Below are 25,745 nucleotides of genomic sequence, written 5' to 3' on the forward strand. Positions count from 1 at the left end.
TCAGTGCAGGTTCGGCTGGGCGCCGACGCCCTTTTCGTCGATGACGCGGCCCGTAGTGAAACGGTCGAGCCGGAAGGCGGCAGCATTCGGGTGGGGCTCGTCGCGTGCGATCAGATGGGCGAAGCACCAGCCTGAAGCCGGCGTCGCCTTGAAGCCGCCATAGCACCAGCCGGCATTGAGATAGAGCCCGTGGATGGGGGTGTGGTCGATGATCGGCGATCCGTCCATCGACATGTCCATGATGCCGCCCCAGTGCCGCAGCACACGCAACCGTCCGACACCGGGCCACAGCGCCATGGCCGATTCCATCACATCCTCGATCACCGGCAGGTTGCCGCGCTGGGCGTAAGAGTTGTAGCCGTCGATGTCGCCGCCGAAGACGAGCCCGCCCTTGTCGGACTGGCTGACGTAGAAATGGCCGGCGCCATAGGTCACGACATTGTCGATCAACGGCTTGATGCCCTCCGAGACGAAGGCCTGCAGCACATGGCTCTCGATCGGCAGGCGCATCCCCGCCATGGCGGCGAGCCGCGAGGAGTTGCCGGCGACCGCGAGCGCGATCTTCTTCGCCTTGATCGGCCCGCGCGAGGTCTCGACCCCGGTGATGCGGCCATTCTCGATCGAGAGACCCGTGACCTCGCAGTTCTGGACGATGTCGACGCCGCGCTGGTCGGCGGCGCGGGCATAGCCCCAGGCGACGGCGTCATGCCGGACCGAGCCGCCGCGCCGCTGCAGCAACCCGCCCTGGATCGGGAAGCGTCCGGTCTCGTAGTTGAAGAAGGGGACCATGGCGCGCACCTGCTCGCGGTCGAGCAGTTCGGCATCGACGCCGGCGAGCCGCATCGCGTTGCCGCGCCTGGCATAGGCGTCGCGCTGTGCATCGGAATGGTAGAGGTTCAGCACGCCGCGCTGGCTGACCATGGCGTTGTAGTTGATGTCCTGCTCCAGCCCTTCCCAGAGCTTCATCGAATGCTCGTAGAAAGGCGTGTTGCCGGGCAGGAGATAGTTCGAGCGGATGATCGTGGTGTTCCGGCCGACATTGCCGGAGCCGATATAGCCCTTCTCGATCACCGCGACATTGCTGATGCCGTGCTGGCTGGCGAGGTAATAGGCCGTCGCCAGCCCGTGCCCGCCGCCGCCGATGACGAGCACGTCATATTCGAGCTTGGGCGCGGCGTCCCGCCAGGCCGGCTTCCAACCCTTATGGCCGGCCAGCGTCTGGGCGAGCAGCGAGAAGACGGAATAGCGCATGAGCGGTCAGGTCCGGAGGATTTGTCCGGCGGCCAGCGGCACTCCGGACTTGTCTTCCTGAGATTGACGATCATAGGCTGGTCAACATGACCGCCAGCGACGCAAGGTTGACTTTTAGCGACGGGGCGCAGGGCCAGGGCCCGGCCCATATCGGCTTCCTGCTGATTCCGGATTTCGCGCTGCTCGCCTATGCCTCGGCGGTCGAGCCCTTGAGGGCGGCCAACCGCCTCTCGGGGCGCGATCTCTATCGCTGGAGCCATGTCTCGATCGACGGTCTGCCGGCGCCGGCCTCGAACGGCGTCAGCATCCAGGCCGATTATGGTCTGGGGGACGAGATCCGCTTCGACTATGTCTTCGTCTGCGCCGGCGGCAATCCGGCCGCCTTCCAGCATCCGGCGACCTTCGCTTGGCTCAGGCAATTGGCGCGGCGCGGCGTCAGGCTCGGCGGCGTCTCGGGCGGGCCCTATATCCTGGCGCGGGCGAACGTGCTCTCCGGCTACCGCTTCACCTTGCATTGGGAGCATGCCCCGGCCTTCCTCGAGGACTATCCCGATCTTGATCTGCGCCGCTCGCTCTACGAGATCGATCGGGATCGTCTGACCTCGAGCGGCGGCACTGCACCGCTCGACATGATGCACGCCGTCATCGCCCGCGAACATGGCAGCGAACTCGCGCTCGCGGTCAGCGAATGGTTCCTGCAGACCCATGTCCGGGAAGGCGAGGGGCCGCAGCGCATGCCCCTGCGCGAGCGGCTCGGCATCGCCCATGCGCCGCTCCTGCGCGTCGTCGCCCGGATGGAGCAGAACCTCGAGAATCCCGTCCCCCGCGCCGAGCTCGCCCGCACGGCGAATGTCTCCCTGCGTCAGCTGGAGCGGCTGTTTCGGCTGCATCTTGGCCGCTCGCTCGGCGAGCATTATCTGGCATTGCGGCTCGACCGGGCCCGCGACCTGCTGCGCCAGACCAGCCTCTCGGTGCTGGAGACCGGGCTTGCTTGCGGTTTTGCCAGCGCGAGCCATTTCTCGCGGGCTTATCGGTTGCGTTTCAGCCATTCGCCGCGCGCCGAGCGGGCTCCGGAGGCGGCGCGCATGCCGCGCTGAGGCGCGGCTGGCTCGCCTTGCGCCAACCGCAATTCCGATGCGCAAAACTTCACCGATCCTGCCGCATTGTCAGCATGTTTTGCCGTCATTAAAGATAAGTTGGCTAATGAAAAACTAGGAATTTTGCGCTATAGTTTTGGCCTGAATCGGAGAAAGACCCCACGGCGATGACAAGCAGCGAGAGCGCCACCACAGTCCTGATCCACCTCGCCGGCGGCGTCGCGCTGCTGATCTGGGCGGTCAGGCTGGTGCGCACGGGCGCGATGCGGGCTTTCGGGGCCTCGCTGCGTCATGCCCTGGCGAGCTTCACGCGCAATCGCTTTGCCGCTTTCGGCAGCGGCATCGCGGTCACCATGGTGCTGCAGAGTTCGACGGCGACGACGCTGCTGGTCTCCTCCTTCGCCGGTCGCCGCCTGATCGTGCCGGCAATGGCGCTGGCCGTGTTGCTCGGGGCCAATCTCGGCACTTCGCTCGCCGCTTTCGTGATCTCGATGGATCTGGGCTGGATCTGGGGCCTTTGCCTTGCGATCGGCGTCGCGCTTTATCTGGCCAACGAGGCGATGGACCGCGCCCGCAATATCGGCCGCGTCTTCGTCGGCATCGGGCTCATCCTGCTCTCGCTGATCGAGCTGAACGCGGCCGCAGCTCCCCTGGCCCAGTCGCCGGTCTTTCGCACGCTCCTGGGCGCGATCGGCCATGAGCCGCTGCTGGCGGTCCTCGTTGCGGTCGCCGCGACCTGGCTGACCCATTCCAGCATCGCCGTCATCCTGCTGATTGCGACCTTCGCGGCGTCCGGCCTGTTTCCGCCCGCGACCGCCCTGACCCTGGTCATCGGCGCCAATCTCGGCAATGCGCTGATCCCGGTGCTGGACCAGCTCGGCGCGCCCGCGCTGCAGCGTCAGGCGGCCGTCGCCAATCTGTTCACCCGGCTCGTCCTGGCGCTGCTGGTGCTGCCTTTCGTCGCGCCTCTGGCAGGCTGGCTCCAGACGCTGCCGACGCTCGATTCGCGGCTGGCCATCGAGTTCCACGTCGCGCTGAATCTCGTCGGCGCGCTTGTGTTCCTGCCCTTCGTCGCGCCGGTGGCGCGGCTGGTCGAGCGCTTGATGCCGGGCAAGGAGGCGCCTGACGCGACCGTGCGGCCGCGCCATCTCGACCCCTCCGTGCTCGACAGTCCCTCAGAAGCTCTGGCTTGCGCGATGCGCGAAGCGCTGAATCTCGGAGACCGCGTCGAATTGATGCTGCGCGATACGATGACGCTGCTTGAAAAGGACGAGTTGAAGCTCTCGCGCGCCATCGCCCAGGCCGATGACGGGGTCGATGCGATCCATGAATCGATCAAGCTCTATCTCGTCCAGGTGTCGCGCAACGAGTTGACCGAGGAGGAGGGCCGCCGCCTGCTCGAGATCATCACGCTGATCACCAATCTCGAGCATATCGGCGACATCATCGACAAGAACCTGCGCGAACTCGCGGAGAAGAAGATCCGCAAGCGCTATGCCTTCTCGCCCGAAGGCCTGGCCGAGATCCGCGACTTCCACCAGCGCGTCTCGTCGGGCCTGGTGCTGGCGCTCAACGTCTTTGCCAGCCGCGATCTCGCTTTGGCGCGCCAGCTTTTCGCGGAGAAGGCGACGATGCGCGATGCCGAGCGGCGCGCGACCGAGAGTCATTTCCAGCGGCTGCGCAGCGGGCGGGCTGAATCGATCGAGACCAGCGCAATCCATCTCGACATCATCCGCGACCTCAAGCGCATCCACGGCCATGTCGCTTCGATCGGCTATCCCATCCTGGAAAGCGCCAATGCCCTGCGCGAGAGCCGCCTGCGGGAAGCGCAGGAGGCGCAGGCCCAGCAGGAAGGGCGATTGATGCCGGCCCCGCAATCGGGCCTCTGATCAGCCCTGTACTGGTGCGGCCAGCTTGCGGATGGCCGTGCTCAATTCGGGCTCGTCGACCAGATCGGCGGCGTCTTCGGGCTTGAACCACTGACTGCGCCGCTGGCCCTGCTCGGCCCAGCTTTCGAGCTGCCGCTCGACTTCGAGCAGATAGAGCTTCACCGTGCACAGCACGAAATGGTCGCGCATGCGCTTCCAGTAGATGTAGCGGCCAGCCGGCTTGGGGCTGATCTTGCCGATCACCCCGGCTTCCTCAAAAGCCTCGCGCGCTGCCGCCTCATGGTTCTTCAATCCCTTGATCGGCCAGCCCTTGGGCACAATCCAACGCTGCGTCGTGCGCGAGGTCACGAGCATGATCTCGGTCGAGCCGTCGTCCATGCGTCTGATCGGCATGGCAGCGATCTGTAAGCGAGCCTCGCCGGGCGTGCGCTTGGCCTTCTTCATCGTGGGGTGGCGTCTCCATGGCTGCGCGAAATCAAGAGCGCCCAGCGCGAATCAGGCGCGATCGAAGCCGGCAGAGTGTCACGCATCCCAGGCCGATTGGCGACGCCCTCGGTTCCAGTGCGGCCATTCGACAACAGCTTTGTTGTATCTGCCGTGGCAAGGCCCGCCAGGGGCGGATCTGGCGATCCTTTGCCGGAGCAGGATCGCGTGCGCGTTTGCGGCGCTTCAGCCGCTCACGGCCTCGACACCGCACCATTCCGCCACGAACAGCGCCATCGATCCGGTGATGCGCTTCAGCGAGGCCAGGCTGACGCGCTCGTCGAAGGCGTGGATGTTCTCGCCCATCGGGCCGTAGCAGAGCGCCGGAATCTTGTCGTAGAGCGCGTGTACGCGGGTATCGAGATAGGCTGCCGTCATGAAGCTCTTCAGCGGCGCTCCGAGCGCGGCCTCATGCGCGCGGCCGAGCACGGCCTCGGCTTCGCTGCCGGGCGCGAGCACATAGCCCTCCGCCCAGAAGCCGTTGAAGGTCACCTTCGGCGGGTTGTTGGCGAGGAAAGCATCGGCCCGCGATGCGGCTCGGATACAATCCTCGATGCGCCTGGCGGTTTCTTCCGCGGTCACGCCGGGATAGAGCCCGACGCGGCAATCGACCCGGCACCAGCACGGCACCGAGGACGCCCAGTCGCCGCCCTCGATCTTGCCGATATTGAGGTTGATCGGGTGGGGCTGGTCCTCGAAATGCTCGCGGCCGGCCTTCTCGGCGTTGAACTCCTCTTCCAGCTTGCGCAGCGCCGCGACGACGCGGTAGGCGGCGTCGATGGCGTTGGCGCCAGCGCCCATCTCGCGCACATGCACCGGCACGCCGCGGACCTCGAACTGGAACCAGAGCACACCGGCATTGGCCCGGGCCAGCATCTCGTATTCGGGCTCGGGGATCAGCGCCGCATCGGCGCGGTAGCCGCGTAAATGCGTCATCAGCGCGCCGTTTCCAGTCGATTCCTCCTCGACGACGGACTCCAGATAGAGCGTCGCCGCCGGCTGCAGGCCGATGCGCTTCAGCGCGTCCAGGCAGTAGAAATTGGCGCCGGCGCCGGCCTTCATGTCGGCGCTGCCGCGGCCATACATCCAGTCGCCCTCGATCACCGGGTCGAAGGGGGCATGCGTCCACTGGTCGGCAGGGCCGGTCGGGACGACGTCGACATGCGCCTGCAGGATCAGCGAACGGCCGGTCTCGGCGCGCGGATGATGGATGCCGACGACGATCGGTGCATCGGAATGCGTGTCGGAGAAAGGCGCGCCGCCGGGATGGGCGGCGATCGCCGCCCTGTCCATCGCAAAGCGGTCCATGGTGAAGCCGCGATCCTTCAGCGCCCGGAAGACGAAGTCCTGGCAGGTGTGTTCCTGGCCCCGCAGCGAGGGAAAGCGGATCAGTTCCTGCGTGAAGGCGATCTGCTCGGCAAAGCCGGCCTCGACGGAGGCGAGAATTTTCTCACGTAGCGCGGGATCGAGAGGCATGGGCTGGGCTCCGGAGGCTGTTGCCGTCATGCTCGGCCTTGTGCCGAGCATCCACGTCTCGCGACGCGGGTGAAGGGAAGACGTGGATGGCCGGGACAAGCCCGGCCATGAGGAGGAACGGGGCTGCAATCTCTCATCAATGCCCGAACCGCCCGCCGCCGGGAACGGCCGCCAGCAGTTGCCGCGTATACTCGTGCTGCGGGGCGGCGAACAAAGCCGCCGTCGGGCCGGTCTCGACGATGCGGCCGCGCTGCATCACCGCGATGCGGTCGCAGATCTGCGCGGCGACGCGCAGGTCGTGGGTGACGAACAGGATGGCGAGACCGAGCCGGCTCTGGATATCCTTGATCAGCGACAGGATCTGCGCCTGCACGGAGACATCGAGCGCCGAGACCGCCTCGTCGGCCACCAGCACATCGGGCTCGAGGGCGAGCGCACGGGCAATGCCGATGCGCTGGCGCTGGCCGCCGGAGAATTCATGCGGGTAGCGGTCGACCGCATTGGCGGAGAGGCCGACGAGTTCGAGCAATTCGCGCGCCTTCATCAGGGCGGTCACGCGCGCCACGCCATGCGCCACCGGCCCGTCGGAGATGATGCGGCCGACGGTCTGGCGCGGGTTGAGCGAGGCGAAGGGATCCTGGAACACCATCTGGATGCGCTTGCGGTGCTGGCGCAACGCGGCCGGGCCGAGATCGCTGAGCACGAGATCTGCCGAGCCTTGGCCGCTCAGTACGATCCGCCCGCTATTGGGTTCGATCAATCTGAGGCAGCAGCGCCCGACGGTCGATTTGCCGGAGCCGGACTCGCCGACGAGCCCGAGGGTCTCGCCCCGGACCAGCGAGAACGAGATGTCCTCGGCTGCCCTGACCTCGCGCCCCGTGCCGAAGAAGGAGCGCTTGCGATAGATCTTGCCGAGCCCCTCGACGCTGAGCACGGGCGGGCTCTCTGGCAAGGCCGGTCGCACGGGCGGCACGAGCGAGGGCACGGCGGCGAGGAGTTTTTGCGTATAGGCATGGCGCGGGGCGCCCAGCACCTGGTCGGCCGTGCCTTCCTCGACCAGCACGCCCTTCTCCAGCACGGCGATGCGGTCGGCGATCTCGGCGACGACGCCCATGTCATGGGTGATGAACAGCACCGCCGTGCCGTGCTTATGGCGCAAATTATCGAGGAGCTTGAGGATCTGCGCCTGTGTGGTGACGTCGAGCGCGGTCGTCGGCTCGTCGGCGATCAGGAGCCTGGGTTCGAGCGCCAGCGCCATCGCGATCATCACGCGCTGGCGCTGCCCGCCCGAGAGCTCGTGCGGATAGGCCTTGGCGAGGCGCGGCGGGTCGGGCAGACCGACCTCGGCCAGGAGCGCGATGGCGCGCGCGCGCCGTTCGGAGGCCCCGTGCAGCCCATGCGCCTCGAAGGTCTCGATGATCTGGTCGGCGACCCGCATCACCGGGTTGAGCGAGGTCATCGGTTCCTGGAAGATCATGCCGATCTCGCGCCCGCGGACATCCTGCATGGCCTCCTCGTCGAGGCTGAGCAGGTCGCGTCCGGCGAGCCTGATCGCGCCGCCCACAGGCTTCACCGCCTTGGGCAGGAGGCCCATCACGGCATGGGCGATCATCGATTTGCCCGAACCGGATTCGCCGACGACGCAGAGCGTCTCCCCGGGCGCGATCGCAAGCGTCACGCCCTCGACCGCATGCGCCCGGTCGGCCAGCGCCGGCAGGGCCAGCGTCAGGTTCTCGATGGACAGGACGGGCGGGGCCTTTGGAGGGATATCGCTCATTCCCGGCCTCGTGCGAGGCGCGGGTTCAGCGCGTCGTTCAAACCTTCGCCGGCGAGGTTGAGGGCGAGCACGGTGAGAAAGATCGCGAAACCCGGGAAGAAGCTGATCCACCAGGCGTCGAGCAGGCGGGTGCGCCCCGCCCCCACCATATAGCCCCAGCTCATCAGGTTGGGGTCGCCCAGGCCCAGGAAGGAGAGGGCGGATTCGAGCAGGATCGCCGAGCCGATCATCAACGAGCCCATCACGATGATCGGCGCCACCGTGTTGGGCAGCACCTGGCTGAAGATGATGCGCGGCGTCGATTGGCCGATCGTGACGGCCGCCTGGACATATTCGCGCGTCCTGAGCGAGAGCACCTCGCCGCGCACCAGCCGCGCCACCGGCGGCCAGGAGACGACGCCGATGGCGAGCACGATCGAGCTCAATTGCGGCTGCAGGATCGCAACCAGCACGATCGCCAGCGCAAAGGAGGGAATGGTCTGGAAGAACTCGGTGAAGCGCATCAGCGCGTCGTCGACGAAGCCCCCGGCATAGCCGGCGACTGCCCCGAGCGGCACACCGATCAAGAGCGAGACGATCGTCGAGACGACGCCGATCATCAGCGAGACGCGTGCGCCATGGACCATGCCTGCCGCGATGTCGCGGCCGAGCGTGTCGGTGCCGAGCGGGAAGCGCTCCAGCGCGAAGGGCGCCATGAAGGGCCGCCCGACCATGCGCCAGGGCGAGCTCGGATAGAGCGAGGGCGCCAGCAGCGCGAAGGCGACGACCGCGAGCAGGATCACCAGGCCGAGGACCGCGCCGCGATTGCGGCAGAAGCGTTTGAGGAAGTTCATGCTCCCGCCTCGATGCGCGGATCGGCGATGCGGTAGACCAGATCCGTCAGGATGTTGAAGCCGACGACCATGGCCGAGGACATGAAGAAGACGCCGAGCAGCACGGAATAGTCTCGCTGCACCAGCGCGTCGAACATCAACCGGCCGATACCGGGCCAGGCGAAGACCGTCTCGGTCAACACCGCCCCGCCGACGAGCTGGCCGGCCTGCAATCCTGCCAGCGTCACCACGGGCAGGATCGCGTTGCGTGCCACATGCCGCCGCGAGACGATGCCAGGCGAGAGACCCTTGGCCCGCGCCGTCTTGACGAAATCAGCCCCGGCGACCTCGAGCATCGAGGCGCGCATCATCCGGGCATAAAGCGCGGTGAAGAACAGGCCGAGCGTCAGCGCCGGAAGGATCAGGTGGTGGCCGATGTCGAGCGCCCGCGCCAGCCCGGTGTAATTCGCGCCAATCGTCTCGTACCCCACATTGGGCACGAGGCCGAGCTTCAGCGAGAAGACGATCTGGCTCATCAACGCGATCCAGAACAGCGGCGTCGCGTAGAAGACGAGGGACAGCGTCGTGATCAGGCTGTCCGACCAGCGCCCGGCCCGCCTTGCGGCCAGCGCGCCCATGACGATGCCGAGCGCGAGCGAGACGACGAAGGCCGCTCCTGTCAGCAGCAGCGTCGCGGGCAGCCGGTCGAGCACGAGGCTGAGCACGGGCTGCTGCTGGCGATAGCTGAATCCGAGATCGAAGGTCATGTAGCCCTTGATGTAGATCCAGAGCTGCGTCGTGATCGGCTCGTTCAGCCCGAAACGCTGGCGCAACTGTTCGAGCAACTGGGCATCAGCGGCGCCCGCTTCGCCGGCCAGCACCTGGGCCGGGTCGCCTGGTGCTGCGCGGATCAGGAAGAAGTTCAGCACGGCGATGGCGAAGAGCACGAGAACGCCCTTCGCCAATCGGCCGGAGAGAAAGTGGAGGAGATTCATTCAGCGGTGTCCGGAATGGCGTGCTTCCCTTCTCCCCTGGCGGGAGAAGGTGGCGCGAAGCGCCGGATGAGGGGGCGCCGTGTCCTTGGTCAATGTGGCATCTGAGATGTCGCGAGACCCCTCATCCGTCAGCGCTTCGCGCTGCCACCTTCTCCCGCAAGGGGAAAAGGGGCGCGGCCCAGGTCACTCCTTCCACGCATCCCGGAAGCCGTCATTCACGCCGACCGCGCTGTTGACGAGGTTCTTGATGTTGCAGCGATAGATCGTCGGGAAATCCATCTCGAGCTGCCAGAGCACGGGCACATCGTCGGCGAGGATCTTCTGCACTTTCGTGTAAAGGTCCTGACGAGCGGCGTCCGAGGGCGCGATCGCGGCGTCGGCGAAGAGCTTGTCGACCTCGGGGTTCACATAGGCGCCCTGGTTGCCGAAGGGGTTGCCCTTGACGATGTTGGTCGAGATGTAGTTGCGCGCCACGCCCGTCGCCGGGTCGCCGAGCTGGTAGAGATAGTTGAAGGTCATGTCGAAATCGCCGTTGCTGGCCTTCTGGGTCCAGCCTGGCACGTCGGTGGTCTCGATCGAGACGTTGACCCCGGCATCGGTGAGGTTCTGCTTGATCGCCTCGGCCCAGCGGCTCCAGACCTCGCCATAGGGCAGGGCGAGCAGCTTGATCGGCTCGCCCTTATAGCCCGAGGCCTTGATCAGCTCCTTCGCCTTGGCGACGTCGTAGGTATATTTGGGCACGTCGGCCGAGTAGAACTTGGTCTTCGACGAGATCGGCCCGGTCGGCAGCTTGCCGAGCCCGCCCCAGACCACGTCCTTGCCGAATTCGCGGTCGATCGCGAACATCATGCCCTGGCGGAACTGCTTGTTGGCGAGCGGGCCGCCCTTGGCGATGTTGGGCGTCAGCCAGGCATGGGGCGCAAACATCTCCCAGCCCTTGGTGGTGACGCAGCTATTGGGCAGCTTGGAGAGGCGGGCGACGTCGTAGACGTCGACCGAGCCGCCGGTCAGCACATCGATCTTGCCGGTCTCGTAGGCGACGGCGCGGGCAGCCGCATCGGGGATGATCTGCCAATAGATCTCGTCGAGGTTCGGCTTGCCCTTCTGCCAGTAGCTCTCGTTCTTGACGAGGTGGATATAGGAGCCCTTCTTCCACTCCTTGAACTTGAACGGCCCGGTGCCGATCGGCGTGTTGTTGGCCGGGTTCGCGCGGTAATCCGTGCCGTCATAGATGTGCTTGGGGATCATCGGCGCGCCGCCGACCTCCTGCGACAGGATCAGCGGGCCGAAGGGCTGCTTAAGGGTGATCTTGACGGTGAGGTCGTCGATCTTCTCGATCTTTTCGACCTGGCCGTTGGCGATCGGGCGCCAGCGTGGATGCACCTCGCGCAGGAACTTGTCGAGCGAGAACACCACATCGTCGGCGGTGAAGGGCTTGCCGTCATGCCAGGTCACGCCGTCCTGCAGCTTGAAGGTATAAACCTTGGAATCCGGCGAAATCTCCCAGCTCTTGGCCAGCGAGGGCTGCGGGTTGAGCTTCTCGTCATAGCGCAGCAGCGATTCGTAGATGTTGCCCGCGACCATGTTGGTCGGGCCGTTCTGGTTCAGCCCCTGCATCAGCATCGGCGGTTCCGGCTGCACCACGACGTGGATGCTGCCGCCCGTCTTGGGCGTCTGTGCCGGCGCCATGGACGGCGCCAGCACGAAGGCTGCAAGCGCGGTCGTCACGGCGAGATGCCGGCGGAATGCTGAACTCGTCATCATTGTCTCCCACTGCCTCGATTGTCTTAATCGTCGGTCGCATCTTTTTCGCGATCCGCCCCGCCTCGAACTAGATCATAGCTTGGTCGTGCCGCACAGGGTCTGATCGGCCGCCGGCATCGGATATGAGAACTCCTCGCGGATGGCCTCCAGGGTCCAGCTCGCAAGGGAACGATAACGAGGCAGCACTTCGATCGTCCAATAGCCTGTGCCTATGTTACCGATAGCCGCCCGAGCGGCCTTTGCAGGCAGTTGCGGCGGCTTTCTGCCCGCTGCGATGCAGCTGCTGTCGTCCCTGTCCATTTTTGCCGCAATGCAGGCAGGAAAACAGGAACGATGCCGCAAGCCGTCCGCCGTCAGCCTGTCAGCGATAGCGCGAAGGCGCCCGCCGCATCCGCCGGCATCGCCTCGCGCAGAGCGGTGACGAAGCCCGGCTGCGCGATCACCGCCAGCGCCTTCATCGCATCGGGGCCGGTCTCGCGATCCTCGACCAGCATCGGCACGCTCTCGCGGATCGCCTCGTAGAGCACGCTGGTAGCGGGGGCGAGCCGGGGCCGCTTGCCGATATCGACGGCCTGGGCCGCGACCACGGCCTCGATGGCAAACAGCATGCGCAGGGGCACGAGCTGCTCTTCCAGTTTGCGGACCGTCAAGGCCGTCTGCGGCGCATGGTCCTCGACGCTCTCCGAGACCGGCAGCGCATCGCAGCTCGCAGGCGCTGCCTTGAGGCGGATCTCGCCATGCAGATAGGAGGCGGTCTTCTGCAGCGAGTTGTAGCCGTTCGAGGCGCCGCCGATCGGCGAGAGATATTTCGGCAGGCCGGAGAGATGGTGGTTCATCATCTTGATGGTGCGGTAGGCCGAGGCTGTCGCCAGATGCGTGTTGACGATCGCCATCATGTCGAAAGCCAGCGCGATCGCCGGCGTATGAAAATTCGCCGTGGACAGGATCAAATCGTCATCGGTCATGACCAGCGGGTTGTCGGCCGCCGCGTTGATTTCGGTCTCGACGCTCTCGACCGCCGTCTCGAAGCTCGTCAGCGCCGGCCCGTAGATCTGCGCGAGCACGCGGAAGGAGAGCGCGTCCTGGATCGAGCGGGCCGCGCCTTCGTCATGGAGATAGCTGCCCGCGAGAACCGCGCGGAACATCGCCGCCGCCCGCTCCTGGCCGCCGGCGGGCCGCGCGGCTGCGAGCCTGGCGTCGAATATCTGCGGATTGGCGGCATAGCCCTCATCCGTCAGACCTGCGATCGCGACGGAAGTGAACAGGATGTCGGAGAGCTCGGCCAGTACCTTGGCGGCGTGGCCGCAGCTGACCGCGCTCGCATTCAGGATCGCGAGCCCGTCCTTGGCGGCAAGCGTCGCCGGCTGCAGCCCGGCCGAGGTGAGCGCCTCCGTGGCGGGGCGCTTTTCACCCTTCACGAAGATCTCGCCGAGCCCGATCACCGCGGCGCCGAGATGGGCGCAGAGCCCGAGATCTCCGGCGCCGATCGAGCCGCGTCCGGGAATGACCGGCGTCAGCCCGGCATTGAACATCGCCACCATCGTGTCGAGCACAGGCGGGGAGATACCCGAGCCGCCCTGGGCCAGGCCGATCAGGCGGCACAGCCACATCGCGCGCGCCGTCGCCTCGGGAAAAGGCTCGCCCATGCCGATGCAGCGCCCGCGCACCATCTGGACCTGGAACGCCTCGATCTGAGCCTTGTCCAGGCGGAAGGCGACGTTGCCGCCGAGCCCGGTGTTGAGCCCGTAGATCGGCGCGTCACCTTGCGCATAGCGCTCCACCACCCTGCGTGCCGCGACCACCTTGTCGCGCGCTTCAGGCGCAAGCGCGACCGTCGTGCCGGGTCGGCTGGCGGCCATGACGAAGCCGAGCCCGACCGGCGCAGCGCCCAGAAGGAATTCGCTCACGCTGAAGGATCTCCGTCGATGTCTGGCGATGTGCAGGCGGTGGCGTGCGGCGCCGGCGGCGCTACAGCTGGAACGGTAGCCGCAGCCTCAACAGCGGCGCAACAGGCCTCTCATCCGCAAAAGGCGCGAAGATGTGAGCACTGCCGTTGCGATTGCTGACAGAACTGGCAGCGCGGCCCTTTACCTCACCCCTCGATCCGGCTGACGATGGCGGTGAGGGGGATCTTCCCGACCGCCTGCTCGTTTGACGACGGACGCCGTCTGAAGATCGATGGACAGAGGAGAGCGATGATGCAGAACGATCTGGAGCTCAGCGTGTCCCGGCGCGCCTTCGTGGCAGGCTCGGTCGCCGCCACTGCAAGCCCTCTGCTCGGCGCGATGCCGGCCCTGGCGCAGGCCAAGACCAGCATCGCCGTGCGCATCGAGCGCGACATCACCGTGCTCGATCCCGCCTTCCGCGGTGGCCCGCATGACGCCAATGTCATCCGTTGCGTCTATCAGCGCCTGATCAAGCAGAAGGACGGCTCGGTCGAGACGGAGCTCGATGCCGCAGCCGAGCTGAAGCAGGTCAGCCCGACCCTGATCGAGTTCACGCTCAAGCCTGGGCAGATGTTCACCGACGGCTTCGGCGAGATGACCGCCGAGGACGTGAAGTTCTCCTTCGAGCGCTTCGCCGTCGCGCCCGTCGACGGCAAGATCTCACCCTATAAGGGCGACTGGACCGGCCTGACCGGCGTCGAGGTCACCGGTACGTATACCGGCAAGATCAACCTCTCGCAGCCCAATGCCGGCCTGCTCGCCATCGCGATCGCCGATGCCTCGGGCTGCATCGTCTCGAAGAAGGCGGTGATGGCGCGCGGCGTCGAACACAACACCAAGCCGGTCGGCTCGGGGCCCTATCAGGTCGTTTCGGTCGAGAAGCAGCGCGGCGCGGTGCTGAAGCGCAATCCGACCTATTCCGGCGCGAAGCCGACCTTCGAGGAGATCAAGGTCAACTTCATCCAGGACCCGAAGACGGCGGAACTGGCGCTGCGCTCGGGCGAACTCGATTTCGCGGTGCTGCCGCCTTCCGTCGCCGAGCCGATGCGCTCGGCGCAAGGCATCGTCGTCGATCAGTCGCCGGGGCTGGCCTATGTCTGGCTCGGCATCAACATGGAAAAGGCGCCCTTCACCGACCTGCGCGTGCGCCAGGCGGTCAGGCTCGCCCTCGATGTCGACCAGATGCTGCTCGCCGGCTTCAACGGCAAGGCGCCGCGACTGAACACGCTGGTCATGCAGCCGATCCTCGGCGCCTGGACGGAGGCGCCGGTCTACAAGCGCAATGTCGCTGAAGCCAAGAAGCTCCTGGCGGAAGCTGGCCAGACAGCGATCAAGACCCGCATCACCATCCTGAACCAGCCGGCCTACCAGACGATGGCGCTGGTGGCGCAGGCGCTGCTGAAGGAGGTCGGCATCACCGCCGAGCTCGATGTCCAGGAAGGCGGCACCTATTGGGACGCCGGCAAGGGCGATGCCGGCAAGAATCTCGATCTGTTCATGATGCGCTTCAACGGTAAGCTCGACCCCAACTTCCTGATGCAGTGGTTCGTTTCCAGCCAGATCGGCACCTGGAACTGGCAGCGCTTCAACAGCCCGGAATTCGACAGGCTTTATCAGGAGGCGATCGTCGAATCCGATCCGGCCAAGCGCGCCGCGATCGTCATCAAGGCGCAGCAGGAAATGGACAAGTCGGCCGCCTTCGTCTGGCTCACCAACGACGTCGCCTTCGCCGTGCGCCGCGCCTCGGTGAAGCCGGCCTATCTGCCCGGCGCGCTCGACTGGCAGCTCGACCGCTTCACGAGCGTTTGAGCCGCAGTTTTGGAAACTGTGCCGGTCGTTTCAACCGCGCCGTCATTCCGGGCGCAGCGAAGCGGAGACCCGGAATCCATCGGAGAGCGCTGCCGCCCTTCGATGGATCCCGGAGCGGCGCGGCTTTGCCGCTTGTCCGGGACGACGGTGGTGGCTCCGCTGTGAGGGGGCTATCGCCGCCATGAGCGATACCGCGCGCTACCTCCTGAGCCGTCTCGTCACGACGCTGCTGATCGTGCTCGGCGCGATGCTGCTGCTGTTCACGCTGTCGGCGATCGTGCCGGGTGATCCAGCAACCGCTCTGCTCGGTCCGCAGGCGACGCCTGAATATGCGAAGCGCTTCATCACCGAGATGGGGCTCGACCAGCCCTGGTATCGCCGCCTGCCGACCTTCCTCGGCCATGTCCTGACTGGCAATCTCGGCACCGACGTGCTGTCGGGCCGGCCGGTCGCGGGCATCGTCGGTGCGGTGCTGCCCTACACCTTCATCCTGACCTTCGCCTCGATCGGGCTTGCGGTCGTGATCGGCGTACCGCTCGGCTGTTATGCCGCGACGCATCGCGGCTCGGCTCTCGACCATGCGCTGGCTTTCGTCAGCGTCGCCTTCATCGCGATCCCCTCCTTCGTCATCGCGATCTTCCTGCTGCTGATCTTCTCGATCTGGCTGGACTGGCTACCCGTGCTCGGCGCCGGCCAGCCCGGCGATTGGCTCGACCAGGCCAAGCGCCTGATCCTGCCGACGACAGCGCTGAGCGTCGGCTGGATCGGCTTCATCGCGCGCCTCATGCGCAGTTCCATGCTGGAGGTGATGGGCGAGAACTATATCCGCACGGCGCGCGCCTACGGCCTGCCGAACCGGATGGTGACCTATAAATACGCGCTCAAGAACGCCTGCATCCCGACCATTGCCGTGCTCGGCATGGGCATCGGCCGTTTGCTCGGCGGGGCCGTGCTGGTCGAGATCGTCTTTGCGCGGCCGGGCCTCGGTCGCCTGATTTTCGATGCGATCGCGACCCGCAATTTCCCCGTCCTGCAGGGGGCCGTGCTGGTCGTGGTGCTGATCTTCGTCGTCACCAACCTCCTCGTCGATCTCAGCTATTCCGCGATCGACCCGCGCATCCGCCGCGATGGCGCTCCACAGGCGGCCGGGCAATGAATGCGCTGGCAGTGATAGCCGGCACCGTCCGGCGCATCGGTTCGCATCTCGGCGGTGCGGTCGGGCTCGTCATCGTCGCGGTCGTGGTGCTGTCGGCCGTGTTTGCGCCGCTGGTGGCGACGCATGATCCCGATGCGCTCGACGTGCTGAACCGCTTCTCCGGCCCCACAGCCCAGCACTGGCTCGGCACCGATCATCTCGGGCGCGATCTCTATAGCCGCCTCGTCCATGGCGCGAGCGTCGCCATGGCGGTGGCTTTGACCGCGATCTCGACGGCGCTCATCGCCGGCACGCTGCTCGGCATCCTTGCGGCCTCCCTGCCGACGCGCTCCGAGCGCCTCATCCTGATCCTGTTCGACGTGGTTTCGTCCTTCCCCAGCCTCGTATTGGCCCTGGCGGCCGTCGCGGTCTTCGGCCCCTCGACCATGCTCGTGGTGATCATCGTTGCGGTCACGCTGGTCCCGCATTTCGGCCGTGTCGCCCGCGCCCAGGTGCTGACCGTGCGCAATGCACCCTATATCGAGGCCGAACGGCTGCTCGGCGCCTCCTCCTGGCGCATCGTCTTCTCGCATATCCTGCCCAATATCGCCGGGCCGCTCGTCGTGCTCGCCTCGATCGACATTCCCGTGGTCATCACCATCGAGGCCGGGCTGTCCTTCATCGGGCTCGGCGTCAGGCCGCCGCTCGCGAGCTGGGGCACGCTGATCTATGACGGCTATGCCTATCTCTCGGATTCCAAGCTCCCCGTGGTGATCGCCAGCAGCGCGCTCGGCCTCGCCACCCTTGGCTTCACGCTCTTCGGCGAGGCGCTTCGCGACGCGGTCGATCCGCGCCTCGACGGGGAGCGCTGACATGATGGTGTCGGTCCCCGCTGTCATTCCGGAGCAGGCCGCAGGCCTGAACCCGGAACCCACGACCGGCCGAGCGTTTTTCGGTTGCCGAACCGTGCCACCCGGTCGTGGGTTCCGGTTTCTTCGCGGAGTTTATCCTTGGGCCGACCAGAGGTCGGACCCGAGGGCGAAGCCCCGGAATGACAGGGGAGGGCGGCATGACTGACGCATCTCCCCTGGTCAGCATCCGCAAGCTGACGCTCGACGCCACGACCGAGAGCGGTCCGGCGCATATCCTGCGCGGGCTCGACCTCGAGATCGGGCGCGGCCGCATTCTCGGCGTCGTCGGCGAATCCGGTTCCGGCAAATCGACGCTCGCCTCCGCCTTGCTGCGCTTGCTGCCGAGCAATGTCAGCCGGCTCGACGGCGAGATCCGCTTCGACGGCATCGATCTGCTCGCGCTCCCGGCCAATGAGATGCAGGCCTGGCGCGGTGTACGCATCGCCATGATCTTCCAGGATCCGATGACGGCGCTGAACCCGCTCTTCACCGTCGGCACCCATATGGTCGATGTGCTGCGGCGGCGCTTTCCCGAACTCTCGCGGCGCGAGGCGCTGGCTCGCAGCGAGGCGATGCTGGTCAAGGTCGGCATCGCCGATCCGCATCTGCGCCTGAAGGCCTATCCGCACCAGCTATCGGGCGGCATGCGCCAGCGCGTGATGATCGCCATGGCGCTCTCGGTCGAGCCCGACCTGCTGCTTGCCGACGAGCCGACGACGGCGCTCGACGCCACGGTCGAAGCCCAGATCGTCGCGCTGTTCGACCGGCTCAGGCAGGATTTTTCCGGCTCGATCGTCTTCATCTCGCATCATCTCGGGCTCGTCGCCGAGCTCTGCGACGATCTCTGCGTGATGTATGGCGGCGCGATCGTCGAAACCGGCCCGGTCGCTGAGGTGCTGCGGGCTCCGCGCCATCCCTATACCCGCGCGCTGCTCGACTGCGAGATCGAGGATGGTGACGAGGGCAGGCTCGCGACGATTCCCGGCGAGGTGCCCAATCCGCTCAGCGAATTGACGCAATGCATCTTCGCCAGCCGCTGCGCCCACACCGCCGATATCTGCCTGGAGCGGCATCCGCCGCTTGTGGCCATGGGACAGGGCCGGCAGGCGGCCTGCATCCGCTCAGCCGAGGTTCTGCCATGCGAGGTGCTGCCGTGAGCGCACCAGGGGCAGAGCGCGCGCCATTGATCGCCTTCGACGATGTCTCGCTCGTCTATGATGGCAAGGTGCGGGCGCTCGACGGCGTCTCCTTCGCGATCGAGCGCGGCGAGATCGTCGGCCTCGTCGGGGAATCCGGCTCGGGCAAGACCACGCTCTGCCGTGTGCTGATGGGGCTGCTGCCCGCCTCATTCGGGCGCATAGCGATCGCCGGGGAGCCGTTGGCGGCGCGGCTCGCGCGCGATCCGCTCGGCTTCCGCCGGCAGGCGCAGATGCTCAAGCAGGAGGCGGTCGCCTCGCTCTCGCCACGCATGCGCATCCGGGCGCTGGCCGAGGAGCCGTTGAAGATCCACCGATTGCCGATGACCGAGGGCCGCGCCCGTCTGCTGCGCCTCCTCAAGCGCCTCGGCCTGCCGGAGGCGACCCTCGACAAATTTCCGCATCAGGTCTCGGGCGGACAGGCGCGCCGCGTCGCGATCCTGCGCGCTTTAGTGCTGGAGCCTGAGATCATCGTCGCCGACGAACCGACCGCGGGCCTCGACGTTTCCGTGCAGGGCGAACTGCTCAATCTGATGCGTGACCTGCATGAAGAGTTCGCGCTGACCTATCTCGTCGTCAGCCACAACCTCAATGTCGTGCGCCGGCTGACCGACCGGACGATCGTGATGTATCTCGGCCAGATCGTCGAGGAGGCGCCGACCCGGGCGCTGTTCGAGGCTCCGGCCCACCCCTATGCGGCAGCCCTGCTCTCGACCAATCCCTCGGTCGATCCGGCCAGGCGCCGCGAGCGCATCATCCTGAAGGGCGAGATCCCGAGCCCGGTCAATCCGCCGTCCGGCTGCCGCTTCCATACGCGCTGCCCGCAGGTCGCGGAGCGCTGCAAGATCGAGATGCCGGAGCTGCGCGAGACGGGCTCGGGCCGCCGCGTGCGTTGCCATTTCCCGCTGACCGAATCCACCGGTCGAACGGCCTGATCCCGAGGAGCAAGAGCCATGTCCGCGCCCGCTGCCATGCCGCCGATCTACATCACCTATATGAACCGCCTCGACATCGAGGCGCTTGCCATCACCGATGACGAGATCCTGGCCGCGATCGAAGGCTCGCTCGCGACGCAAGGGCGCGGCGAGGCGGTGATCGAGCCGCGCATGCATCTCGAGCCCAAGGCGGCGAACGGCCATTTCAACGTGCTGCGCGGCGCGCTCGGAGGCGAGATCGACGCGGCCGGCGTCAAGGTCGTCGGCGACTTCGTCGAGAACTACAAGATCGGCCTGCCGTCGGAACTCGCGGTGCTGACCCTGTTCGACCGCTTCAATGGCAGCCCCAAGGCGATCCTCGACGCGTCGGGCATCACCGACATGCGCACCGGTGCGGTCACTGCCATCGGCGCGAAATATCTCGCCCGCAAGGGCTCCAAGGTGCTCGGCCATATCGGCGCGCGCGGCACCGCCTATTGGAATGTCCGTCTGCTCGATCATCTCTTCGACTTCGACGAGATCCGCGTGCATTCGCGCCGGCCCGAGAGCCGCGACGGTTTTGCAGCAAAACTCTCCGCAGATCTCGGCAAGCGCGTCATCGCCACGCCGGATTGGCAGTCCTGCGTCGAGGGCGCCGATATCGTCGTCGAAGCCTCGCGGCTCGACCAGCCCGAGCCGATGCTGAAGACGCAGTGGATCAAGAAGGGCGCCTTCGTCGTGCCCTATGGCACGATGAGCGCGGTCGAGTTCTCGCTGACTGACATCATGAGCAAGCTCGTCGTCGATGATTGGGGCCAGTGCAAGGGCGGCAAGTTCGGAAGCCTGCGTGCCCATGTCGAGGCCGGCAAGCTCTCGGAGGCGACACTGCATGCCGAGATGGGCCAGATCGTCGCCGGGCTGAAACCTGGCCGCGAGAGCGAGGACGAGACCATCCTGTTCTGGCATCGCGGCCTGTCGCTGTCGGATATCGCGCTCGGCCACGCCATGCTGGAGAAGGGCAAGCGGCTGGGCATCGGCCAGCGCCTGCGCTTCGCCTGAGCGGGATCAGGCCGGTGCTCGTCGCCAATGCGCGGATGTATGCGGTCAATGCCGGTGTTCGCGCCGCCTGGGCGAAACTGTTTGCTCTCGTCTCGCAGAAGGCCGGCGTGCCGCTCGCAGTGATCGAGCATGCCGCGCCCGCGCCGCTTGAAGCGCTCTGGCGGCGCGAGGACCTTGGCCTCGCCTTCATCTGCGGCTTTCCCTTCGCCGGTGGCGGCTTTTCCTTGCAGCCGATCGCGGCCCCCATTCCCGCAAGCCCGCTCGCATCCGGAAAACCTCTCTACGCCAGCGATCTGATCGTGCGCGCCGACAGTCCGCTCCAGACGCTGCAGGATACGTTTGGTGGCCGCATCGGCTGGACGACCAGGCATTCGCAATCCGGCTTCCAGGCGCTGCGCCGGCACCTGCTGCCTTATGTCAAATCTGGCGCATCGCTCTATCGCGAGAGCATCGGTGAATTGATGACGCCGCGCCGGGTGATCGAGGCCGTGCTCGACGACCGCATCGATATCGGGCCGCTCGATTCCTATTTCCACGATCTACTGAAGCGGCATGAGCCCGGGACGGCGGCAAGGCTGCGCGTCGTCGCGACGACGCAAGCAACGCCGATGCCGCTGCTGGCTGCTTCGAACGGGATCGACCCCGCGATCGTTGCAGCCTTGCGCGGCGCGTTGCTGGCGCTTGGTGCGGCCTCGGCGGCAGAGCCTGTCCTCGCCGAATTGTGCCTCACCGGCTTTGCCACTGTGGCGCTTGACGACTATCGGCCTTTGCTGGCGCAGGCCGCAGCCCTCGACGAATCCGGATATGGCGAGCCGGGATAGGGCGCGCTCAGTCGTTCCAGAGGCCGCCGGTGATGCTGATCGTCTCGCCGGTGATGTAGTCGGCTTCGTCAGAGGACAGGAAGGCGACGGCCTTGGCGATATCGTCGGGAACGCCCGGCCGCCGCAGCGGGATCGCCTGAGCACGCTCATAGGCGTCGGGCAGTCCCTCGGCCTTGCGCTTGATCTCGGATTCGTCGCGCATCTTGGTGTCGACAATCAGGCCCGGCCCGACGGCGTTGACGCGCACGCCGTGCTCGCCGAGTTCGGTCGCGAGCGATTGGGTGATGCCGATGATCGCGAATTTCGAGGCGCAATAGGCACTATAAGAAGCCACTCCCGATTTTCCCATCCAGGAGGCGATGTTGACGATGGCGCCCTTGCGGTTCGCAACCATTTCGGGCGCGACGGCGCGCGTCATGTGGAAGAGCCCGTCGACATTGACCGAGAAATGCGCCTTCCAATCCGCCTCGCTGGTCTCAAGCAGCTTGCCGACCTTCAGGATGCCGGCATTGTTGACCAGGATGTCGATGGGGCCGAGCGCCGCGCGCAGCTTTTCGACGGCGGCCTCTACCTGAGCGCTCGACGAGACGTCGCCGGCCGCGACCGCGACCTTGCCGCCATCCTTGCGCAGGCTTTCAGCCGTCGCCTCGGCGGCCGCGAGATCAAAATCCAGGATGCCGACATCGCAGCCCTCAGTGAGCAGCCGCGCCGCGATGGCCCGGCCGATGCCATGGGCGGCGCCGGTGACGATCGCCTTGCGTCCTTCAAGTCCGTACATGCGCGGAAATCCTGTCGATCGGAGTCTGGAGAGCGAGCCGCTCTCTATAATATATCAGCGTGCTGTCCAACCACCATCGGCAACCAGCGTCGTCCCCGTGCAGAACGACGACTCGTCGCTGGCGAGAAAGAGCATCGCCCTGGCGATCTCGACGGGCTGCCCCAGTCGCTCCATGGCCTGGCGCTGCTCGAGGCCGCGTCGGAGTTCGGCGCCGTCGGGTCCGCTCAGGATCTTGGCGAAATAGGGCGATTCGATTGTGCCCGGCGCGACGCAGTTGATCCGGATCTTCGCCGCGACATGGTCGATCGCCATCGCCCGCGTCAGCGCGGCGACCGCGCCCTTCGAGGCGACATAGGCTGCGCGGTCGGTGATGCCGACATTGGCGACGGCGGACGCCGTGTTGACGATGACGCCGCCGCCCTGCTTTTCCATCACCGGGATCGCATGCTTGCAGCCGAAGAACACGCCCTTGACGTTCACCGCCATCAGAGCGTCCCAGTCGGTTTCCGAAGTGGTGACGACCGTGCCGGCGAAACCGAAGCCGGCATTGTTGACGAGGATGTCGAGCCGGCCATGATCGGCGACGACCCTGTCGATCATCGCCTTGATCTCGGCTTCCTTGCTGACGTCGACAGTATATGCGGTCGCCTTGCCGGAAACCCTCTCGATCTCGGTCGCGACGCGTTCCGCGGCGGCCCCGTCGCGGTCGGCGACGATCACGACTGAGCCCTCTGCCGCGAAGAGCTTCGCCGCCTCGTGGCCGATGCCTGAACCGCCCCCGGTGATGATCGCGATCTTGCCAGCAAGCTTCATCCTGTCCGTCCTTCGTCTCGTCACGGGATTGCGCCGTATTTATATATCAGGTGCGAAAGGCCGTCACAGCATCATCACCGGAGCGAAGAACTGCTCGATCGCCGCCAGCAGCGAGCGGCCGACGATCCAGGAGGATTTCGGATTGCTCGGCGAGGGCCGGTTGGCGATGGCAAGATGCATCGTGCCGAATTCGCTGCGCGCGGTCACGACATGGGTGTTGCCGGTCGCGGCGGGGTCGCAGATCACATCGACGCCGGTCGCCTCGAAGCCCGGCCCCGCCAGCGCCAGCGCGGCCGCGACATTGAGGTTTTGCGGATAGGCCGCCGCCGCCTCGCGCGCATTGCCCGAGAACAGGGTCACCGGGGCATCGAGCCTGTCGGGATCATGGCCGAGCGCCTTGAGCTCCGCGCTCCAGGCGGCGGGAGGCTTGCGCGATTCATAGCGCAGCGTCAGCTCGCTTGCGTGCCGAACCGCGCGGACATAGTCGAGCGCACCGAGCGCGCCCGAGGGCAGCAGCAAGCGCCCGCCATGCTCGCGCGCCGTGGCGACCAGGCTCGCAAGCAAGGCCTCGTCATGCAAGGCGCCGATCGAGGAGATCAGCACGGGCAGGCCAAGCGCAAGACAGCCCGGAACGTTGCCGCGCACCGCCTCATGTCCCGCGGCCTCGACGACGAGGTCGGGGGCAAAGGCGGTGAGCTCGGCGAGGTCCGAGAGCGGGGTACAGCCCTGCGGCAGGCGCTGGCGCGAGGCCGATCCCGGCCTCAGCAACACACCGAGCGCATAACCCGGCTGCGACGCGTCGAGCAGCGCAGCAGCGAGATCGCCGGCGATCGCGCCGAAGCCGATCAGGACGAGGCGGCGCGGCTTCATAAGAGCTCGCCGATCCATTCCGCGACATTCGCGGTGAAGGCGTCGGGCCGCGAGACCGGGAAGAAATGCCCGCCCGTGTCGAGCATCGTCTTGCGCGATCCAGGCAGTGCTGCCGCCAGCTCCTCCTGCAGGAAGGCTGGCACGATCATGTCGTCGCGCGCGCCCAGGACCAGGATCGGCATCATCAGCGAGGCGGTGCTGGCGGAGCCGTCGAAGGACATCAGCGCGTCGATGCGCTCTCGCACGACCTGCCGCGCCTGCGCCGTCACCGGGGCGGTGGCGAGGGCGGCCTCGTAAGTGCCCCAATTCGCCTCGATCCAGGCTGGCGGATAGGCCATCAGCGCAGCGGTCGCGGCATAGGCATGCGGGTTCTCGTCGAGGATCGCGCGACGGGTGCCGAACAGGCTGGTCATGTAGCGGCTGGGCTTGAGCCAGGTCGCGCTCAGGATCAGCCCGTCCAACCGTTCGGGCGCGAGCCGGCCGAGCGCCTGGCCGATGCAGCCGCCAGTCGAATGGCCGAGCAGGACAGTGCGATCGGCGCCGGCGGCATCGAGCACGCTGAGGCAGTCCTGCGCCAATTGGTCGATGGTGCAGGCGGCGGTGCCGCGCGTGCTCGCGCCGATGCCGCGCTGGTCGAAGCGGATGACGCGGAAGGAGCGCGCCAGCGTCGCGGCATTGCTCTTCCAGAAGCCGGCTGTGCCGCCCAGCCCGCTGACGAGCAGCAGCGTCGGGCCCTGGCCCTCGCTGGTCACGTGCAGTACGGCGCCGTCGGGAGTCTCGGCGGTGAAATGTCCGGCCATACCGGATTGCGATGCGGTGCTCATTGCAGTGGCGAATAGGAAACGGGGGTGAGGATGCGCGTGTTCTGGATGTCGATCAGCCCATCGACACGCTTTAGGTAGTCCTGCCAGCGCGGATCGGCCAGCATCGTCTTGCGTTTGGCCGTGCGCTCGTCGAGGCTCTGATAGCTCCAGAGCGCGACGACATGGTTCAGCTCGCCGATCTCGGTGGTGAAATAGGCGATGAAATTGCCCAGATGTTCCTTCTGCAGCGGCAGGCCGTGCTCGCCATAGATCTTGACGAATTCGCCGAGCTTGCCGGCCTTGATGCGATAATCGCGCTCTTCATAGATCATCGGGCGATCCTCCCCTCTCGCGCATCGGGCATGAGGATTTGCACCCTCGTGCTCATGCGTCTGCTGCATCACGCTGAGCCGTTCGCCGCAACTGCGGCGTCGGTCATGCCCGCTAAGCATGGCCTAGCTGGCTCGCCGCCGCCATGCACGCAAAGACGGGGCCGGGACGCAGGCCATGCAGGTCACCGGTCGGGAAGCAGGGCAGGCGGCGGCCCGGCTAAGACCGTCGCAGAGCCCGGTCTGGACTGCGTTCTCGGGTGGGAGCGGCTGTTCCGGAGCGGCGGCGGCAGCCTTACGCGGCGTGTCGTCGGGTCATTTACGGCTGTGGACCGGCCGGCGAAGCCGGGGCCGCGGGGATCTCACCGGTGGCCGGGGCAGGCGCGTTGGGACCTTCGAGCCCGACCAGCGCGATCTTGAGATAGCCTGCCGCGCGCAGCGTGTTCATCAGCTTGACGACCTCGCCATAGGAGACCGACTGGTCGGCGCGCACAAAGATGCGCTGCTCGCGGTCGGACTTGGTCTGGGCGTCGAGCGCCTGGGCGAGCTGCTCGGTGGCGACGGGTTGTTCGCCCAGCACCATCGCGAGATCGGCCTTCAGCGTCAGGAAGACCGGCTTCTCCGGACGCGGCTGAGGCTTGGCGGTCGAGACCGGAAGCTCGACTGGTGCGTCGACGGTGGAGAGCGGGGCTGCGACCATGAAGATGATCAGCAGCACCAGGATCACGTCGATGAACGGCGTGACGTTGATCTCGCTGGCCTCGGGCAGGTCGTCGTCGCCGAAGCCGCCATTCGCATTGATGCCGCCGGCCATGGC

23 protein-coding genes are annotated in these 25,745 nt (G+C 66.5%); 9 read left to right on the top strand and 14 right to left on the bottom strand.

From position 1 onward, the window contains the following. On the bottom strand, window positions 1-1,251 hold the full coding sequence (locus tag J2Y55_RS25940) for a sarcosine oxidase subunit beta family protein (RefSeq protein WP_310159239.1): 1,251 nt from the start codon (window positions 1,249-1,251) through the stop codon (window positions 1-3). An 86-nt stretch (window positions 1,252-1,337) separates the two neighbouring features. Here J2Y55_RS25940 and J2Y55_RS25945 point away from each other — a divergent pair, with 86 nt between their 5' ends. Next, window positions 1,338-2,348 carry a GlxA family transcriptional regulator gene (locus J2Y55_RS25945; protein ID WP_310159241.1) on the top strand — a complete coding sequence of 337 codons (1,011 nt, stop codon included), beginning with the start codon at window positions 1,338-1,340 and terminating at the stop codon, window positions 2,346-2,348. 167 nt (window positions 2,349-2,515) lie between these two features. Continuing rightward, a complete protein-coding gene (locus J2Y55_RS25950; RefSeq protein ID WP_310159242.1) occupies window positions 2,516-4,237 on the top strand; it encodes a Na/Pi cotransporter family protein in 1,722 nt (573 codons plus the stop codon). Here J2Y55_RS25950 and J2Y55_RS25955 read toward each other — a convergent pair whose 3' ends face one another. The 7 genes from J2Y55_RS25955 to J2Y55_RS25985 form a co-directional block, all read right to left on the bottom strand. Continuing rightward, a complete protein-coding gene (locus J2Y55_RS25955) occupies window positions 4,238-4,630 on the bottom strand; it encodes an NUDIX hydrolase (RefSeq protein WP_310159243.1) in 393 nt (130 codons plus the stop codon). It abuts the gene before it with no gap. A gap of 276 nt (window positions 4,631-4,906) precedes the next feature. Continuing rightward, window positions 4,907-6,196 (bottom strand): ArgE/DapE family deacylase, encoded by a 1,290-nt coding sequence (locus J2Y55_RS25960; RefSeq protein WP_310159244.1) that lies wholly within the window; start codon window positions 6,194-6,196, stop codon window positions 4,907-4,909. A gap of 136 nt (window positions 6,197-6,332) precedes the next feature. Next, window positions 6,333-7,973 carry an ABC transporter ATP-binding protein gene (locus J2Y55_RS25965; RefSeq protein ID WP_310159246.1) on the bottom strand — a complete coding sequence of 547 codons (1,641 nt, stop codon included), beginning with the start codon at window positions 7,971-7,973 and terminating at the stop codon, window positions 6,333-6,335. Further along, window positions 7,970-8,806 carry an ABC transporter permease gene (locus J2Y55_RS25970; protein ID WP_310159247.1) on the bottom strand — a complete coding sequence of 279 codons (837 nt, stop codon included), beginning with the start codon at window positions 8,804-8,806 and terminating at the stop codon, window positions 7,970-7,972. Before J2Y55_RS25970 ends, J2Y55_RS25965 begins: the two co-directional genes overlap by 4 nt. Beyond that, window positions 8,803-9,780, bottom strand: coding sequence for an ABC transporter permease (locus J2Y55_RS25975; RefSeq protein ID WP_310159249.1), 978 nt, complete (start codon window positions 9,778-9,780; stop codon window positions 8,803-8,805). Before J2Y55_RS25975 ends, J2Y55_RS25970 begins: the two co-directional genes overlap by 4 nt. A 183-nt stretch (window positions 9,781-9,963) precedes the next feature. Beyond that, window positions 9,964-11,469, bottom strand: a complete 1,506-nt coding sequence (locus J2Y55_RS25980) for an ABC transporter substrate-binding protein (RefSeq protein ID WP_404979045.1) — start codon at window positions 11,467-11,469, stop codon at window positions 9,964-9,966. A 428-nt stretch (window positions 11,470-11,897) separates the two neighbouring features. Further along, complete coding sequence (locus J2Y55_RS25985) at window positions 11,898-13,451, bottom strand: HAL/PAL/TAL family ammonia-lyase (protein WP_310159251.1); 1,554 nt, start codon at window positions 13,449-13,451, stop codon at window positions 11,898-11,900. Window positions 13,452-13,742: 291 nt separating this feature from the next. Between J2Y55_RS25985 and J2Y55_RS25990 the strand changes: the two genes are divergently transcribed. The 7 genes from J2Y55_RS25990 to J2Y55_RS26020 all read left to right on the top strand — a co-directional run bounded on the left by J2Y55_RS25990 (window position 13,743) and on the right by J2Y55_RS26020 (window position 21,335). Beyond that, window positions 13,743-15,299 carry an ABC transporter substrate-binding protein gene (locus tag J2Y55_RS25990; RefSeq protein WP_310159253.1) on the top strand — a complete coding sequence of 519 codons (1,557 nt, stop codon included), beginning with the start codon at window positions 13,743-13,745 and terminating at the stop codon, window positions 15,297-15,299. Between the two features lie 181 nt (window positions 15,300-15,480). Next, on the top strand, window positions 15,481-16,455 hold the full coding sequence (locus J2Y55_RS25995; protein WP_310159254.1) for an ABC transporter permease: 975 nt from the start codon (window positions 15,481-15,483) through the stop codon (window positions 16,453-16,455). Then, window positions 16,452-17,306 (top strand): ABC transporter permease, encoded by an 855-nt coding sequence (locus J2Y55_RS26000; RefSeq protein WP_310159255.1) that lies wholly within the window; start codon window positions 16,452-16,454, stop codon window positions 17,304-17,306. The genes J2Y55_RS25995 and J2Y55_RS26000 overlap by 4 nt, the downstream gene beginning before the upstream one ends. Window positions 17,307-17,503: 197 nt before the next feature. Next, entirely contained in the window at window positions 17,504-18,502 is a 999-nt protein-coding gene (locus J2Y55_RS26005) for an ABC transporter ATP-binding protein (protein WP_310159256.1), read from the top strand. After that, window positions 18,499-19,476 carry an oligopeptide/dipeptide ABC transporter ATP-binding protein gene (locus J2Y55_RS26010; RefSeq protein ID WP_310159258.1) on the top strand — a complete coding sequence of 326 codons (978 nt, stop codon included), beginning with the start codon at window positions 18,499-18,501 and terminating at the stop codon, window positions 19,474-19,476. The genes J2Y55_RS26005 and J2Y55_RS26010 overlap by 4 nt, the downstream gene beginning before the upstream one ends. A 36-nt stretch (window positions 19,477-19,512) precedes the next feature. Beyond that, entirely contained in the window at window positions 19,513-20,514 is a 1,002-nt protein-coding gene (locus J2Y55_RS26015) for an ornithine cyclodeaminase family protein (RefSeq protein ID WP_310159353.1), read from the top strand. Between the two features lie 14 nt (window positions 20,515-20,528). Further along, on the top strand, window positions 20,529-21,335 hold the full coding sequence (locus J2Y55_RS26020; protein WP_310159260.1) for a phosphate/phosphite/phosphonate ABC transporter substrate-binding protein: 807 nt from the start codon (window positions 20,529-20,531) through the stop codon (window positions 21,333-21,335). Between the two features lie 7 nt (window positions 21,336-21,342). Here J2Y55_RS26020 and J2Y55_RS26025 read toward each other — a convergent pair whose 3' ends face one another. From J2Y55_RS26025 to exbD, 6 genes are all read right to left on the bottom strand, one after another. Further along, window positions 21,343-22,113 carry an SDR family NAD(P)-dependent oxidoreductase gene (locus J2Y55_RS26025; RefSeq protein WP_310159262.1) on the bottom strand — a complete coding sequence of 257 codons (771 nt, stop codon included), beginning with the start codon at window positions 22,111-22,113 and terminating at the stop codon, window positions 21,343-21,345. Window positions 22,114-22,167: 54 nt separating this feature from the next. Further along, entirely contained in the window at window positions 22,168-22,926 is a 759-nt protein-coding gene (locus J2Y55_RS26030) for an SDR family oxidoreductase (RefSeq protein ID WP_310159263.1), read from the bottom strand. Window positions 22,927-22,989: 63 nt separating this feature from the next. Further along, window positions 22,990-23,796 (bottom strand): aspartate dehydrogenase, encoded by an 807-nt coding sequence (locus J2Y55_RS26035; RefSeq protein ID WP_310159265.1) that lies wholly within the window; start codon window positions 23,794-23,796, stop codon window positions 22,990-22,992. Then, window positions 23,793-24,620 (bottom strand): alpha/beta fold hydrolase, encoded by an 828-nt coding sequence (locus J2Y55_RS26040; RefSeq protein ID WP_310159267.1) that lies wholly within the window; start codon window positions 24,618-24,620, stop codon window positions 23,793-23,795. Before J2Y55_RS26040 ends, J2Y55_RS26035 begins: the two co-directional genes overlap by 4 nt. Continuing rightward, a complete protein-coding gene (locus J2Y55_RS26045; RefSeq protein ID WP_103720664.1) occupies window positions 24,617-24,931 on the bottom strand; it encodes an NIPSNAP family protein in 315 nt (104 codons plus the stop codon). The genes J2Y55_RS26040 and J2Y55_RS26045 overlap by 4 nt, the downstream gene beginning before the upstream one ends. 316 nt (window positions 24,932-25,247) lie before the next feature. Further along, window positions 25,248-25,742, bottom strand: a complete 495-nt coding sequence (exbD, locus tag J2Y55_RS26050; protein WP_310159268.1) for a TonB system transport protein ExbD — start codon at window positions 25,740-25,742, stop codon at window positions 25,248-25,250. Window positions 25,743-25,745 lie beyond the last annotated feature (3 nt).

It is taken from the genome of Allobosea sp. BE125 (genome assembly GCF_031456075.1).
GTDB lineage: Bacteria > Pseudomonadota > Alphaproteobacteria > Rhizobiales > Beijerinckiaceae > Allobosea.